General features: G+C 61.4%; 13 protein-coding genes and 1 pseudogene. 7 read left to right on the top strand and 7 right to left on the bottom strand.

The genetic code is table 11. The features are described from left to right. Nucleotides 1-184: 184 nt before the first annotated feature. The 3 genes and pseudogenes from ACQ858_RS09850 (at nt 185) to ACQ858_RS09840 (ending at nt 1,916) form a co-directional block, all read left to right on the top strand. Nucleotides 185-475 (top strand): helix-turn-helix domain-containing protein, encoded by a 291-nt coding sequence (locus tag ACQ858_RS09850; protein ID WP_004355982.1) that lies wholly within the window; start codon nt 185-187, stop codon nt 473-475. Between the two features lie 8 nt (nt 476-483). After that, a complete protein-coding gene (locus ACQ858_RS09845; RefSeq protein ID WP_004355979.1) occupies nt 484-1,047 on the top strand; it encodes a TIR domain-containing protein in 564 nt (187 codons plus the stop codon). A gap of 33 nt (nt 1,048-1,080) precedes the next feature. Further along, a pseudogene (locus ACQ858_RS09840) lies at nt 1,081-1,916 on the top strand (macro domain-containing protein). A 105-nt stretch (nt 1,917-2,021) separates the two neighbouring features. Here ACQ858_RS09840 and ACQ858_RS09835 read toward each other — a convergent pair. Beyond that, nucleotides 2,022-2,336 (bottom strand): DUF736 domain-containing protein, encoded by a 315-nt coding sequence (locus ACQ858_RS09835; RefSeq protein WP_004355976.1) that lies wholly within the window; start codon nt 2,334-2,336, stop codon nt 2,022-2,024. Nucleotides 2,337-3,228: 892 nt separating this feature from the next. Here ACQ858_RS09835 and ACQ858_RS09830 point away from each other — a divergent pair. Next, nucleotides 3,229-3,894, top strand: coding sequence for a hypothetical protein (locus ACQ858_RS09830; protein ID WP_004355974.1), 666 nt, complete (start codon nt 3,229-3,231; stop codon nt 3,892-3,894). A gap of 188 nt (nt 3,895-4,082) precedes the next feature. Here the strand turns inward: ACQ858_RS09830 and ACQ858_RS09825 are convergent, their stop codons facing one another. From ACQ858_RS09825 to radC, 6 genes are all read right to left on the bottom strand, one after another. Then, on the bottom strand, nt 4,083-4,262 hold the full coding sequence (locus ACQ858_RS09825) for a hypothetical protein (protein WP_004355972.1): 180 nt from the start codon (nt 4,260-4,262) through the stop codon (nt 4,083-4,085). Between the two features lie 88 nt (nt 4,263-4,350). Beyond that, nucleotides 4,351-6,426 (bottom strand): ParB/RepB/Spo0J family partition protein, encoded by a 2,076-nt coding sequence (locus tag ACQ858_RS09820; protein ID WP_028838246.1) that lies wholly within the window; start codon nt 6,424-6,426, stop codon nt 4,351-4,353. Between the two features lie 64 nt (nt 6,427-6,490). Next, complete coding sequence (locus tag ACQ858_RS09815; protein ID WP_431276488.1) at nt 6,491-7,318, bottom strand: DUF932 domain-containing protein; 828 nt, start codon at nt 7,316-7,318, stop codon at nt 6,491-6,493. 725 nt (nt 7,319-8,043) lie between these two features. Beyond that, a complete protein-coding gene (locus tag ACQ858_RS09810) occupies nt 8,044-8,379 on the bottom strand; it encodes a hypothetical protein (RefSeq protein ID WP_431276487.1) in 336 nt (111 codons plus the stop codon). Between the two features lie 8 nt (nt 8,380-8,387). Continuing rightward, nucleotides 8,388-8,738 carry a DUF2958 domain-containing protein gene (locus ACQ858_RS09805; protein ID WP_431276486.1) on the bottom strand — a complete coding sequence of 117 codons (351 nt, stop codon included), beginning with the start codon at nt 8,736-8,738 and terminating at the stop codon, nt 8,388-8,390. A gap of 278 nt (nt 8,739-9,016) precedes the next feature. After that, entirely contained in the window at nt 9,017-9,523 is a 507-nt protein-coding gene (gene radC / locus ACQ858_RS09800; protein ID WP_431276485.1) for a RadC family protein, read from the bottom strand. Nucleotides 9,524-9,919: 396 nt separating this feature from the next. On the opposite strand from radC, the gene ACQ858_RS09795 reads away from it, so the two are divergent. The 3 genes from ACQ858_RS09795 to ACQ858_RS09785 are packed head-to-tail and all read left to right on the top strand — an operon-like array spanning nt 9,920 to nt 12,184. Further along, on the top strand, nt 9,920-11,062 hold the full coding sequence (locus tag ACQ858_RS09795; protein ID WP_083960882.1) for a toll/interleukin-1 receptor domain-containing protein: 1,143 nt from the start codon (nt 9,920-9,922) through the stop codon (nt 11,060-11,062). Nucleotides 11,063-11,064: 2 nt separating this feature from the next. Next, nucleotides 11,065-11,652: a hypothetical protein gene (locus tag ACQ858_RS09790; RefSeq protein ID WP_028838252.1), complete on the top strand. Its 588-nt coding sequence runs from the start codon at nt 11,065-11,067 to the stop codon at nt 11,650-11,652. Between the two features lie 46 nt (nt 11,653-11,698). Further along, nucleotides 11,699-12,184, top strand: coding sequence for a TIR domain-containing protein (locus tag ACQ858_RS09785; RefSeq protein WP_083960883.1), 486 nt, complete (start codon nt 11,699-11,701; stop codon nt 12,182-12,184). Nucleotide 12,185: the final 1 nt, after the last annotated feature.

Below are 12,185 nucleotides of genomic sequence, written 5' to 3'. Positions count from 1 at the left end.
CCGCGAAACCGGATTTGCGCCTTCGTGCTCAAGCACGGATGCGCTTGCGTGGCTTTGCTGGAACCCGCCGATGCGGATTTCCGTAAAGTCACGAAACCGGAAAATAACATAAGATGAACACTATAGATTGTAGCTCTATAGAGCGCAATAAGCTGTCATCTTGGTTTTCGAAGGGAAACCATAGGTGGCGGCTCGGTACTCATTGGCGAAGGCGTTGAAGACGGTCAGAAAAGCGCGGGGCTTGAGCCAAGAAGCGTTTTCGGACGTGTCGAGCCGCACCTACATGAGCACCCTTGAGCGCGACCTTAAAAGCCCGACCTTGAACAAGCTGGCCGAGCTGTGCAAGGTCATGGAAGTGCATCCGCTCACGCTGCTGACGCTGGCCTATGCCGGGGACAGCACGAGCAAGGCCGAGGAGTTGTTGGCGCAGGTGCGCCGTGAACTTGAGGCGGTATTGAATTCAGATGGAGATTGAGAAGCGCAATGGCATATAGAAATGGAAACTACACCGCCTTTTATGTTGCAGAGCCATTCAATCCCAGCTCGCTGGGCGCCAATGCGACAAAAGATTTTCAGTATTATAATGTCCTGCGGATGTGGAAAGGCGCTGATGCGACGTTCCCCTTCGTCGATTCGCACGATAAAACATACAGTGTCCGTGATGGCAGCGATTGGGAATACACCCTGAAACCGAGACTTAGGGAACGCCTTCGGAACTCGAAGAACATCATCCTCATATTGAGTTCGATCACGACCAACTCCCGTGCCCTCCGAGAAGAAATCGACTACGGGATCAACGACCAGGGGCTACCCGTCATCGTCGTCTACCCTGAATATTCCACCAAGGAAAGCCTGCTTATCGGTGGATCATTGAAGCAGGCTGTCAAGAACCTGTGGGAAAATCTTCCGGTGCTCCGGGATTCGATGAGCAAAGTTCCTACGCTTCATGTTCCGATGGACAAGGCGCTCATTAAGAGTGCCTTGCAGGATGGTGGATTCATGGTTGGGAGTAAGAAGACCCCAGATATCTATAGGTACAACCCATAATCATTTGGCACGTCGGAGCAAACGGCCCACGTCATGGTGAAGGTCAACTTTTTTGACAAGCGGGTCATCAAGAAATTCCTTGAGGTCACCGCTGTCGTCAGCGGCACGCTGTCATTCGTGGTTATTTTTGTTGACGTCCCTGCCGAGTGGAAGCTGAAGGCTGGATTGGCTTTCTTGGCAATACTGGCACTCACCTACTTGGCGATATGGCTCTGGTCGAACAACCTAAACAGTATCGACATCAATGTCGAGGGCAGCGATGTCGCGATCAAGACTGGCGATATTTTCCAGCAGCCTGGATTGAAGGCAATCGCCTTCAATGAATATTTCGATACGCAGGTGGACAACAAGATAATTGGGGAGACTTCCCTCAACGGCGTTTTCATCCAGAAGCATCTCGGCGTCCCGCTCTCCGAGCTAGACCGTCACATCGAGGAATACGCTTTTGATAACAGCGAAGTCCTGGATGAAAACGAGGCCAGGAAACAGGGGAAGAAGAAAGGTATCAGATTGGCACAATCTGCCTATACAAAGACTACCTCCTGACCGCGTTCTCCAAGTTCGACGAGAACAACAAGGCGCTGCTGACAATGCCGGAGTACCTTGAGTTTCTCATCAATTTCTGGGACAAGGTAAACAACATCTACGCCCAGCAAAGCGTATCTACCACGATCTTCGGTTCGGGAATAACGCGGATCAAGGGACACAAAAACATCTCCGACGAGGATCTCCTGAAGATAATGCTGTGGACGTTCAGAATCAGCGAAATGCGATTCAAGTACCCCGCGAAGCTGACCATCGTGATTCACGAAGACAAGATTGACCAGATCAATCTTCTCGATATTAAATCCGCCAGGAACGGCGTGTAATCTCCAATAGGAGTTCGGGGCGAACCTGCTGCTCATGGGTGCTGTCTGGGCAGGTACTGCATCAGCAGCACAGCGCCCCGCCGCGTGGGCGGGACGCTGCGGCGGTCACGCCGCCTGGGGCTTGCTGCGCGACCAGATCAGATCGTGCGTGCCGCCCTCGCCTTCGATCAGGCGGGCATAGACCGTGGCCGGGAACGAAGGATCGTCGAGGGTCACGGAGATGTACTCCCGCCCGGCCTCGCTGGTCTTCTTCCACGCCGCGCCGATGTCGTGGCCGGCGGCCTGCAGGCGGAAGTCCGGGGCCTTCTCGTTGTCCCCCTTGTCGTTGGGCACCAGCTTGACCTTGACGTTGAGCGTCAGGGTGCGAAGCGTGCCGGTGAAGCCGTCTTTGTCGGTGGTGAAGGTGCCGATGTTGGCCATGATGGATCTCCTTTCGGTTGAACAAGGTTCGCGCCCATCGCGTCCTTGTTGTGATCCGGCCGGCGGGGGACGGGCGGGCTGCACCGCTTGCGGCCGCAACGCTGTGGAGGGCCGGGAGGCGAAAAGAATTTGTCCCGCGAGGAATCTGCGCAGCAGAGGGGAAATTGTTTTCGCCGGACGGTTGCAGCCATGAAGCCCGAGGCGCAGCCGCGCCACCGCCAGGATTCACAACGAGACAAGGATGCTTTGGGCCGAACCGCTCCGAAAGGAGATAGGGCCGGCTCGACATCCCCGCACGAATGCTTCTCCGGCTCGCACATTGACGCGGGCCAGGTCATTCCCCCAACGACAAGCGAGAACGCCCCTGCCGCACCTTGCGGCGCCGGTTTTGAGGCGTGGCGTGGAAGCTCCATAGCGATGCCGGGCGGGTTGTCCGTGAACCGTCCTTCGTGACGTGATGGGCAGGAACCGCCAGCGTCGAGGACGGTACGCATCCGCACAACCTGCCGGAGAAAGCGCCAGCGTGTTCACCAGCACCCCGTCCCCTCGCCGCGGGGCGCTGGTCGGGCCGATCCAGCGCAGCCGGTTCGGCCGCATCGAGGGGCGCCAAGCTGTGCGCGGCGGGGATAGCCCGCAGGGCTTTCCCCTGGAGGCAAGTAGAGCGCGCAGCGCCGCAGGCGCGAAGGCGTGAGGGATTGGAGCCGAATGGCCGTGACGACAAAGACGGCACGGGGCGCAGCCCGCAAAGCCCGGCGGTGCAAGGCACCGACACGCCCAGGAGCGTCGCAGCATCATTCTGCCATATGCGCAACAAATATATTTGGCGCACAAAACATCATTTTCATGCAAAAATATCGACCATCATGCACAACATAGCCAACTGAGGTGAATCATGACCTTCCGAGCAGATGAAGCAGCACGCGCCGGGTACGAGGAAGTGGAGAAGTACCTTGTCCCCCGTCCCCGGGACGCCGATGAGGCCCAGCGGGCGCGAAGCAGGAGGGCGCTAGAGGACATAGCTGACGGGCTGGGGCCAGTCGTTGACCGATACCCTTCGTGGCATCCGCTGGTGCGCAATCACGATAGCCGCCATCCCGTCACCGTCCCCAGCGATCGTTGCGGCTACAAGGGGCTGGATCACACGAGGTTCTTCGTCAACGGATTCATCACCTGCCCGTATGGTGATGGCCAAGAGGTTTTAGATTCCGTTCTGGCACTTCCCCGCCACCACGCGGCCTACATCACGGCGGAAAAGCTGGATGTGCAGTTCTACAACCCGCAGACGACGCCCATTCTGGTCAAGTGTCATTGGGAAGAACTTTTCCCAGACCACATGATTCCGCTGTCTGTCGCTGTCCCCCTGCTTCTGGAGAAGGAAGTCCCCTGCTGGACGTGGTCGCAAGTCGCCGAGACCTGGGAGTCGATGCGCTCGTATTTCCTGGGTGCGCCTCACGGTGCCCGGTCATCGCTGTTCGTAAGCCAGGAAACTGGACAAGGCATCAAAAAGGTCTGGGAGACGCTGATCTACACAGGGATGTTTGGCCCGATCAAGGTGTGATGGACGCAACGAGGCATCTCAAGTGATACGCCAACGCCGCCTGCGCATAAGCGTAGGCAGCGGCGTTCTCGTTCGGCTGTTGGCCTTGAACACCGGGCGCGGCCACTGCCGCGCCCGGATTTTTGCGCCCACCGCGCCCAGGACGGAGCGCCCAGGACGGAGCGGCCTGGGCGCGGTGCTGATCGCGGCTATTCCTTCGTCTCGATGATCCACCACACGGCCCGCGCCAAGGCGCAGCCCGTGACGGGGTGAATGTCGGTGAGGTCGGCGTATGCCGTCCAGCCCGAGGGCGGACGATAGCCGCACACGTCGCCTTCGCCGTGCCAGCGGCGGGCGCGTACCGTGCCGGGGGCGTAGATCGCCGCCATGCGCGGGCGGCTGGTGGTGGTGTGGGTGGCGGTTCTCCTTCTAGCGAAGCGCCTCGGTCGGGGCCGGGGCGCTTCCCTTCGGCGCGGGTCAAGCGGCCAGCGCCTCGGCGGGTTCATCCGCCATTGCTTCTGCATCCTCCGGGGCGTCCTGCTCCGGGCCTTCTTCCTGCGCGCCTTGCTGCGTTGCCTGCTGCGGACCTGCGACCTTGAAGATGGCGGGCATCCACCCCGTGCCATCCGCCAGCCGTTCGGCTTCGCTGGCAATGTCGGCCTTCTTGAGCTTCGCCAGCCGGTTGACCTGCTCGGGCGCGTACTCGCCCACGGCATCCAGAATCACGGCCTTGGAAACGTGCTTGAAGTAGCCTTCTGCGGTTGGCTTCCACCATGCGGCCATATCGAGGCCCACGGCCTGCGCCAGTTCCTCGCCGCGTTGGTGCGTCGTGGCGCGGGGCGTCACCACGTCCACCGTTGCGGCAACGCATACCGCCAGCAGGCGTACCAGCTCGTCTTGCGGCTTCGCCAGCAGCACGGCGAACAGTTCGGCGCTGTCCTCCGGCAAGCCTTCACCGGCCACCTGTTGCAGTTCGCGCAGCGCCACGGCGGCAAGCGATTGCGGCCAGTCCGGGGCCATGCCTTCCAGTCGGTCTTGCACCGTGAGGCGCACGCCCAGCGGCAGATTGTGGCCGTAATGGCTCCCCTGCAAGACAGTCTGCACCATGCCATGCACCACGGCAGCCAGCGCCGCTTGCGGATGCCGGGCCACTTCGATTTGCAGCGCGGCGGTGCGATGGGCGCTCAACCGTTGCGCCAGCCGGTCGGACATGGCTGCGGTCTTGGGCTGACTGTCGTCGTCTCCGTCCTCGCCTTCGTCATCGTTATCGGCATCCTCGCCGCCGGAACCTTGCCGCAGCCGTTCCAGCGTGCGCAATGCCTTGGCCTCAGCCTCGCGCATCAGGCCGCGATGAATGACGGCCTCGCCATTACGGTCGATGGTGACGATGGCACCGGCTGCAGCCTTCACGTTCGAGCCGTAGCCTTGCAAACTATCTTCCAGCGCCTGCAACTGCTCGCCCAGGGCTTCGCCTTCCTCCTGCAAGGCGTCGGCCTTATCCTCGTCGTCGGCATCCATCGCCGCATCCACGGCTTCACCGATGGCCCGCATCTTCTCCTGCAGCCGCTCGATGCGCTGCGCCTCGCGCTTGGACGGCTCGCGCCGTTCCCTCGGTGCGCGCTGGAAGACGTGCAGGTCGGCATGGGTCACGCCCGGCGTGGCATCCACCCAGGCCCAGCCCTCGGCCTTCACCTCGGCGGCAATGCCCGCCAGCCGGTCTTGTGCCAGCTTGTCCAGCAGCGCGGAATCGATCAGATACACGCCCGCGTCACCTTCCGCGAACAGGTCACGGCGCACGCCACCGCCTGCGGCTTCGTAGGTATCCAGTCCCACGAATCGCACCAGCGGGTGCCGGTTCGCGTCAATCTCGCGCTCGGTGAGGCGTTCGCGCAAGTTGGACGGGTGCCGCTGCCAAGTCGGCGCATCGTAGAACGCGCTTTCCTGCGCGGCGTGGTCGTCGGTGATGGCAAGGGCCATCAATTGATCGAGTGTGACGGCATCGGCGCGATAGTCGGCCATCAGGCGCGGCGAGACGTTCGCCAGCTTCAAGCGGCGCTGCACCACCAGCGGCGTCACGCTGAAATCCGCCGCAATGTCCTCGATGGGCCGACCTTCGGCCACCAGCGCGGCGAACGCCTCGAACTGGTCTGCCGCGTGCATGGCTTCGCGCTGCACGTTCTCGGTGAGGCTGGCGGTACGGGCGGTGCCATCGGCTACCAGCAGGCAAGGCACCTCCCAATCTTTGGCGATGCGGTGCTTCTTTGCCAGTAGCTTGAGGGCTGCGAAGCGACGGCCACCTGCCACGACTTCGTAATGCTCGCCATCGGCGGCGGCGATTACGATCAGGTTTTGCAGCAAGCCCACGCGCTGAATGGACGCGGTCAGTTCGGGGATGGACATGCGCGGGGTCTTGCGCACGTTGCGCCCCGTGGGGCGCAGCACCAGCCGCGACAGGGGAACCAGAATCAGGTTCTTGCTCGGGTCGGCGGCTTCCAGCGGAATAGCGGCGGCGGTGTTGATGGCGCGGGCTTCGGTTTGGGTAATGGCGTTCATGGTGTATCTCCAATCGAATGAAACAAGGAATGGAGGGGAAACCGCCCCTCCGGCGGGGGACGGATCAGGCTTTGAGGGCGCGCATGCCATCGGCCAGCAGCCACAGGGCGCGGTTCAGACGGATGTTTTGGTCAATGCCCTGCACCGGGCGCGTGCTCTGCCTGCGGCCATTCGCGGCGCGGCCATGCAATCCGCCCTTGGTCAAGTTTTCCTGCGTGCGGTTGAACACGCTCCACAGGTCGGGGCGACGGTCGTCGAACCGGCGCGGCATCAGGATTTGCGATTCGGTGATGGGCGCAGGCTTGTCCGGGTCGTCGTACTTGAGGGACAGCGCGGCGCGGGCGAACACTTCGGATTCGCCATCGTCCAGCGTGATGCCGCGCATCAGGTCGCGCGATGCCTTCACCTGCTCGAAGCCGCCCAACACTTGATAAGCGCCTTCGATGACGTGTCCGGCCACGTCGCCTTTGTGGGGCACGCGCACATCGGCCACGGTGTCGCCGCAGACAAGGCCATTGCTGCAAACGAAACGGAACATCCCGGCCAGCATCTGATAGCTGCTCGTCCCATCATGGGAATTGAGCAACACGATTTCATTGGCTTCCGCGCCGTTGATCTGGCTGGCGTGGCGCAGGCGTAGCATGTGTTTCGTGTGCTCGCGCTTGCCTTCATCGCGCACACGGGTCTGCGTCACCATGAAGGGCTGAAAGCCTTCTTTGCGCAGCTCGGTCAGCACGGCGGCGGTGGGGATGTAGCTGTACCGCTCGGAACGGCTCTCGTGTGGGGCGTCCGCAAAGATGGACGGGGCCACGCGGCGGATTTGGTCATCGGACAGCGGGAAATCGCTGCGCAGCGACGGGGAACGGGAAGCGAAACGGGATGCGAGTTGCATGGTCTTTCTCCTGACAAAAAAGGGTTTGCTGTTCACACCGCACACCGGATTCCAAGATTTGGAGCCCAGCCTTTCGGCTGTTCGGTGCGGTCGGCACGAGGAACCCGGTTGGCCTCGTTGCCACCGTCTTTCCTGAGTTCATCGCCCGCGACGGTCAGGAGCGCGCGAACAGGGGCCGTCAAGGAAACAAGCGCAGGGTGGGTGCGGCCCGCAGGCGTAGCCGAGGACACGGCCCAGCGCGCCTTGACGGCACACGGCCGCGGGCTACAGTCGCGAGCAAGGTGATGGAGTCAGGGAAGATGGCTGGACAGGCAACGGCCATCCCTGTGTGCCGACCGCACGGCAAGCGAAGCGCGCAGGCCCGGATCTGGAAGCCGGGCCGGAGGCGTTAGCCGAGCTGAGCGAGGGAACGATGAAAGCCCGAATGGGGCGAGACGCCGCAGGCGGCTCGATGCGCAGCACGACAGCGCGACCGGCCATGTCTTTTTGGCCGGGGACGCTCTGACTTCGATGCCCGATGAACACCACGCCCAGGACGGCCCTCATGCGCAAAGCATCGAGGAACTGCCTCTGCTGCTGGAACTGCGATTGGTTTATGGCCGATCCGGCGCAGCCGGTTCGGCGGTCTTTGAGGGGCGCCAAGCATTGCGCGGCGGGGATAGGCCGCAGGGCTTTCCCCTGGAGGCAAGCGAAGCGCGCAGCGCCCCGTCAGGGGCGCGAAGGCTTCAGGCCGAGTCGTCAGGGCGCAGGCTGGATTCCGAAACCGGCATCCACGGCGAAGACGAGTTCAGCAGATAGCGCGCGCCGCGCGCGTACAGCCCCGAAGGCTCGACAGGTCGGTAGAACCCGGTAACGCGGCGCCAGAACCGCAAGCCGGCATCGTTCGTGTAGATCACCGCGTCGCCGATCCTGAAGCGCAAGGGCTGGCCGTTCTCCGGTGCGAACGGCTTGAGCGCATCGTGCTGCGCCGTGATTTCGATGATGTAGTCGTGATGGCTGCTCATGGCATTGATTTCCTGTAACGGTTGAGAAAGTGCAAGGAGCGCCTTGCGGCGCTCCATGGGCCGGGTCAAACGACGACCCGCCCAGCCAGGCGCGCATCGCGCGCATAGGCGCTCAAGCGCTTCTCGGCGCGGAACGACAGGTCACGCTCGATCGGCAGGCCCAGTCCACCGCGCACAGTCGCCAACTCGCCCAGGCTGACCCAGCCGATTTCCGGCATCCCCAAGCCCAGGTCGCACAAGCCGAAGGCGTGATCGTGGTCGTCGGGATCAATCTCGGTCAGCAGCCAGGTCGCGCCAGCGTCCGGCGTGAAGAGCTTGACCACGGGCCCCGGATCGAAGTCCGGGTTGTCCAAAGAGTCGCGGCCGTTGGCCAGCAGCATCGCGCGCTGCGCGTCGGTGATGAGTGCGTTGTTCATGGTGAACTCCTGAAGATTGCCGGGCGGAATTGCCCGTCACCTCCGGGGCACGGCGCAGCGCAAGCGGTCAGGGGTCGAAGACGGCCGGAGGCCGCCAGCGTGCTTGCACGCGCAGCCCTTGACGGCGAGAACGCCGTGGCACGATGAAGGGAACAGCAAGACTGCCCCACCCCACCACCCGCGCAGACCTGCCTTCGGCAAGTGCGCAGCACGCGCAGGCCAGCGAGGCCGGAGTTGCGCCACCGGGCGCAGCAAAAAAGGGGCCGAAGCCCCCGTCGTCAGAGCAGGCCACATTCGGCGAAGGACGTGGTGACCGCGCCGCCGACGACGATATGATCCAGCGTGCGCACGTCCACCAGCGCCAGGGCTTCCTTGAGGCGCTGGGTCAGGACCCTGTCGGCCTGGCTCGGCTCTGGACTCCCGCTCGGATGATTGTGCGAAAAGACCACCGCTGCCGCGTTGAGCCGCAGGGCCTCCTTCACCACCTCGCGCGGATACACCGATGCCTGGTCGATGGTGCCGCGGAACAGTTCCACGTACTCGATCAGCCGATGCTGGCTGTCGAGGAACAGCGCCGCGAAGACCTCGTGCCCGAAACTGGCCAGCTTGGTGCGAAGGTAGTCCTTGACCAGCACCGGCGAAGTGAACAGCGTCCCGCGCGGGTTCTTCTGGTCGATGACCTGGCGTGCCGCCGCCAGAATCTGGTCCGCCGACGCCAGCAGGTAGCGACCCTGCGCGTCACGCACCAGCAGCGAAGAATCGAGAGACAGAGAAAGTTGCGACATGATCGTGCTCCGGTTGCTCAGGCGGAATTGCCTGGAACCGGCCGCAGCACGGCGCAGCGCAAGCCGTCACAGGGGCGAAGACGGCCACGGCCGCAAGCGCCGAAGACGCGCAGCCCTTGACAGCGAGAACGCCGTGATACGGTGAAGGGAACAGCAAGACCGCCCTCCCCGCCCACGCTGACTGACTGGGCAAGCGGAGCGCGCAGGCCTGACCAGGCCGGAGGCGTCAGCGATGGACGCCCGTAGGGGCGAGATGCCAAGAGCGGCTCGATGCGAAGTACGACAGCGCGTCCCGTTCGGGGACGCCCTGAAATCGGGTATCTTTAGAGCCAACAGATTCCCGAATTGGGTCTCGCCCGGTCTGATAGTCAGAACACCGCAATTGCGAGGAAAGGCATGCCAGCGCTATATCAACTTGCCCTGCTCGGCACCCCAACGGCAGCTCAAATTTCCGAACTTGAGGAAGTTGTCGGAAAGGCTGTCGGCATGTTCAATTTGCGGTTGGGGCATGAGATTGGATGGGAGGTTTGTCCCGATGAATTCAATCCAGACCAACAGCGATCGTCTGCGGCGGCATTTTTCGGAGGTCATGAGCCTCCCCTTGCGAATGTGGCAAGGCTCCTGGCGCGAGGCATCCCGCTGCTCCCAGTCGCCTCTGACATCAATCGAGTCGGCGCAGAAATCCCCGCCTTGCTGCAACCGCTCAACTGCTTGGCATACACCGCTGGCGGGGCGCAACGTGTCGCAACTGCTTTGCTGGAATGTGCAGGGCTCCTTCCTCGACAGCGCCGGGTGTTCGTAAGCTATCGGCGGGGCGAGGCTAGGGAAGCTGCCTTGCAGTTGTTCGATGCGCTGTCTGCTCGGCTATTCGATGTGTTTCTCGATACACATGGCATTCCACCTGCTGAAGATTTTCAGACCATGCTATGGCATCGGCTTTGTGACTCGGATGTCCTGCTGATGCTCGACACCCCAGGATACTTTGAAAGCCGTTGGACGAGTGCGGAATTCGGCCGCGCTCTGGCCAAAGGCATCAGCGTCTTGCGGGTGGGGTGGCCGGATACAACGCCTTCTGCGCGTACGGCGACGGCCAGTCGGGCGGAACTGCTACCCGAAGAAGTCGATCCGGCGACCGGACGCATCGCAGACGGCGCGGTGGATCGCATCTGTCTTCAGTTGGAGGAAGTTCGCAGCCAGAGCCATGCGGTTCGCTCTGTCAATCTCGTGAGCAATCTGCGCAACGCTATTCAAACAATCGGCGGCCAAGTTGTCGGAGTGGGCGCCAACAGAGCTGTTTATGTCCAACTGCCGGATGGGCGGAATGTAGTTGTTTATCCAACAGTCGGAGTTCCCACGTCAACTACATTGCACGATGCGTCTACGAATTCACCGGAACAATCCGTTGCCGTTGTCTACGATCACGTAGGCCTGCATCCTAGGTGGCTGGGCCATCTGGACTGGCTGGGTCAGCACATTCACTCCGCCAGGTGGGTTAAAGCCAGCGAGGCGGGTTGGCAATTCGCTGACTGGGCGGCGTAGCCATGAGCGCAATATTCCTCTCGGCCAGCGTGCCACTTGTTGGACGTGGCACCTACCACGAAACTGCCAATCCATTTCTCATCCAATGTGCGGTGAGAGAACTGGTCATAGCAGTCATTCGCCAGCACAAGATCGTCTGGGGTGGGCATCCTGCGATTACCCCGATGATTTGGAGCATATGTGAAGACTTGGGCGTCGATTACTCGCAGTCTGTCGTCTTGTATCAGAGCACGTTCTTTGCAGATGTGTTCCCTGAAGAGAACAAGCATTTCCAGAATGTAGTTTTCACTGACGCTGTCCCCAATGACAAGGCGGCGAGCTTGCTTGTCATGCGTGAAAAGATGCTCTCGCGTGCGGACCTAAGCGCTGCTGTGTTTATTGGTGGAATGGATGGGGTAGAAACCGAGCATGAGCTTTTCAGGCGATTCCATCCTGCAGCCAAGGTGCTCCCGGTGTCCTCGCCGGGCGGAGCGGCGTTGAATCTAGCCAAGGACCATGGCTATTTCACCGGTGAAGCGCTCGTTGATGTGGACTTCGCTCAGCTCTTCCATACGCACCTGGCGGTGCCCTTGGCTGGCAAACCAAGTTAATTCATTTCTCGGCGCTGGCCTCTAGAACATCAACCGAGGATTGTTCATGCCACGGAAAGTCTTCTACAGCTTTCACTATCAGCGCGACAGTTGGCGCGCCTCCAAGATACGCAATATTGGCGTTGTAGAGGGCAACCCGTCAGCGACCGATAACAAATGGGAAGAGGTGAAGCGAGGCGGAGACGCCGCGATCAAGCGCTGGATCGACGACCAATTGCAAGGGCGGACTTGCACCATTGTTTTGATTGGCACGGAAACGGCAAATCGCCCCTGGATTCGATATGAGATCGAGCAATCATGGAACAGCGGAAAGGGGCTCTTGGGGATACGTATCCACAAACTGCTGGACCACAACCAGCAACCATCGGTGGCGGGGGAAAATCCATTCGATTCATTTACCTTGAATGACGGTAGAAAACTATCCACCGTCGCCCGCGTCTACGATCCGCCAGGGACCAGCAGTAGCGCGGTCTACACCTCTATCAGCGACAACTTGTCGAACTGGATCGAAGCAGCGATCGCCGCGCGCTAGA

The organism is Variovorax ureilyticus (assembly GCF_050632185.1).
GTDB classification, from domain to species: Bacteria; Pseudomonadota; Gammaproteobacteria; order Burkholderiales; family Burkholderiaceae_C; genus Variovorax; species Variovorax ureilyticus_A.
This window is presented reverse-complemented; position numbering and strand designations above follow the sequence as displayed.

What these genes read in the sequence shown, in the direction of transcription:
- ACQ858_RS09845 (WP_004355979.1), top strand. Translation starts at nt 484, where the DNA reads ATGGCATATAGAAATGGAAACTACACCGCCTTTTATGTTGCAGAGCCA.
- ACQ858_RS09835 (WP_004355976.1), bottom strand. Translation starts at nt 2,336, where the DNA reads ATGGCCAACATCGGCACCTTCACCACCGACAAAGACGGCTTCACCGGC.
- ACQ858_RS09830 (WP_004355974.1), top strand. Translation starts at nt 3,229, where the DNA reads ATGACCTTCCGAGCAGATGAAGCAGCACGCGCCGGGTACGAGGAAGTG.
- ACQ858_RS09825 (WP_004355972.1), bottom strand. Translation starts at nt 4,262, where the DNA reads ATGGCGGCGATCTACGCCCCCGGCACGGTACGCGCCCGCCGCTGGCAC.
- ACQ858_RS09820 (WP_028838246.1), bottom strand. Translation starts at nt 6,426, where the DNA reads ATGAACGCCATTACCCAAACCGAAGCCCGCGCCATCAACACCGCCGCC.
- ACQ858_RS09815 (WP_431276488.1), bottom strand. Translation starts at nt 7,318, where the DNA reads ATGCAACTCGCATCCCGTTTCGCTTCCCGTTCCCCGTCGCTGCGCAGC.
- ACQ858_RS09810 (WP_431276487.1), bottom strand. Translation starts at nt 8,379, where the DNA reads ATGGAGCGCCGCAAGGCGCTCCTTGCACTTTCTCAACCGTTACAGGAA.
- ACQ858_RS09805 (WP_431276486.1), bottom strand. Translation starts at nt 8,738, where the DNA reads ATGAACAACGCACTCATCACCGACGCGCAGCGCGCGATGCTGCTGGCC.
- radC (WP_431276485.1), bottom strand. Translation starts at nt 9,523, where the DNA reads ATGTCGCAACTTTCTCTGTCTCTCGATTCTTCGCTGCTGGTGCGTGAC.
- ACQ858_RS09795 (WP_083960882.1), top strand. Translation starts at nt 9,920, where the DNA reads ATGCCAGCGCTATATCAACTTGCCCTGCTCGGCACCCCAACGGCAGCT.
- ACQ858_RS09790 (WP_028838252.1), top strand. Translation starts at nt 11,065, where the DNA reads ATGAGCGCAATATTCCTCTCGGCCAGCGTGCCACTTGTTGGACGTGGC.
- ACQ858_RS09785 (WP_083960883.1), top strand. Translation starts at nt 11,699, where the DNA reads ATGCCACGGAAAGTCTTCTACAGCTTTCACTATCAGCGCGACAGTTGG.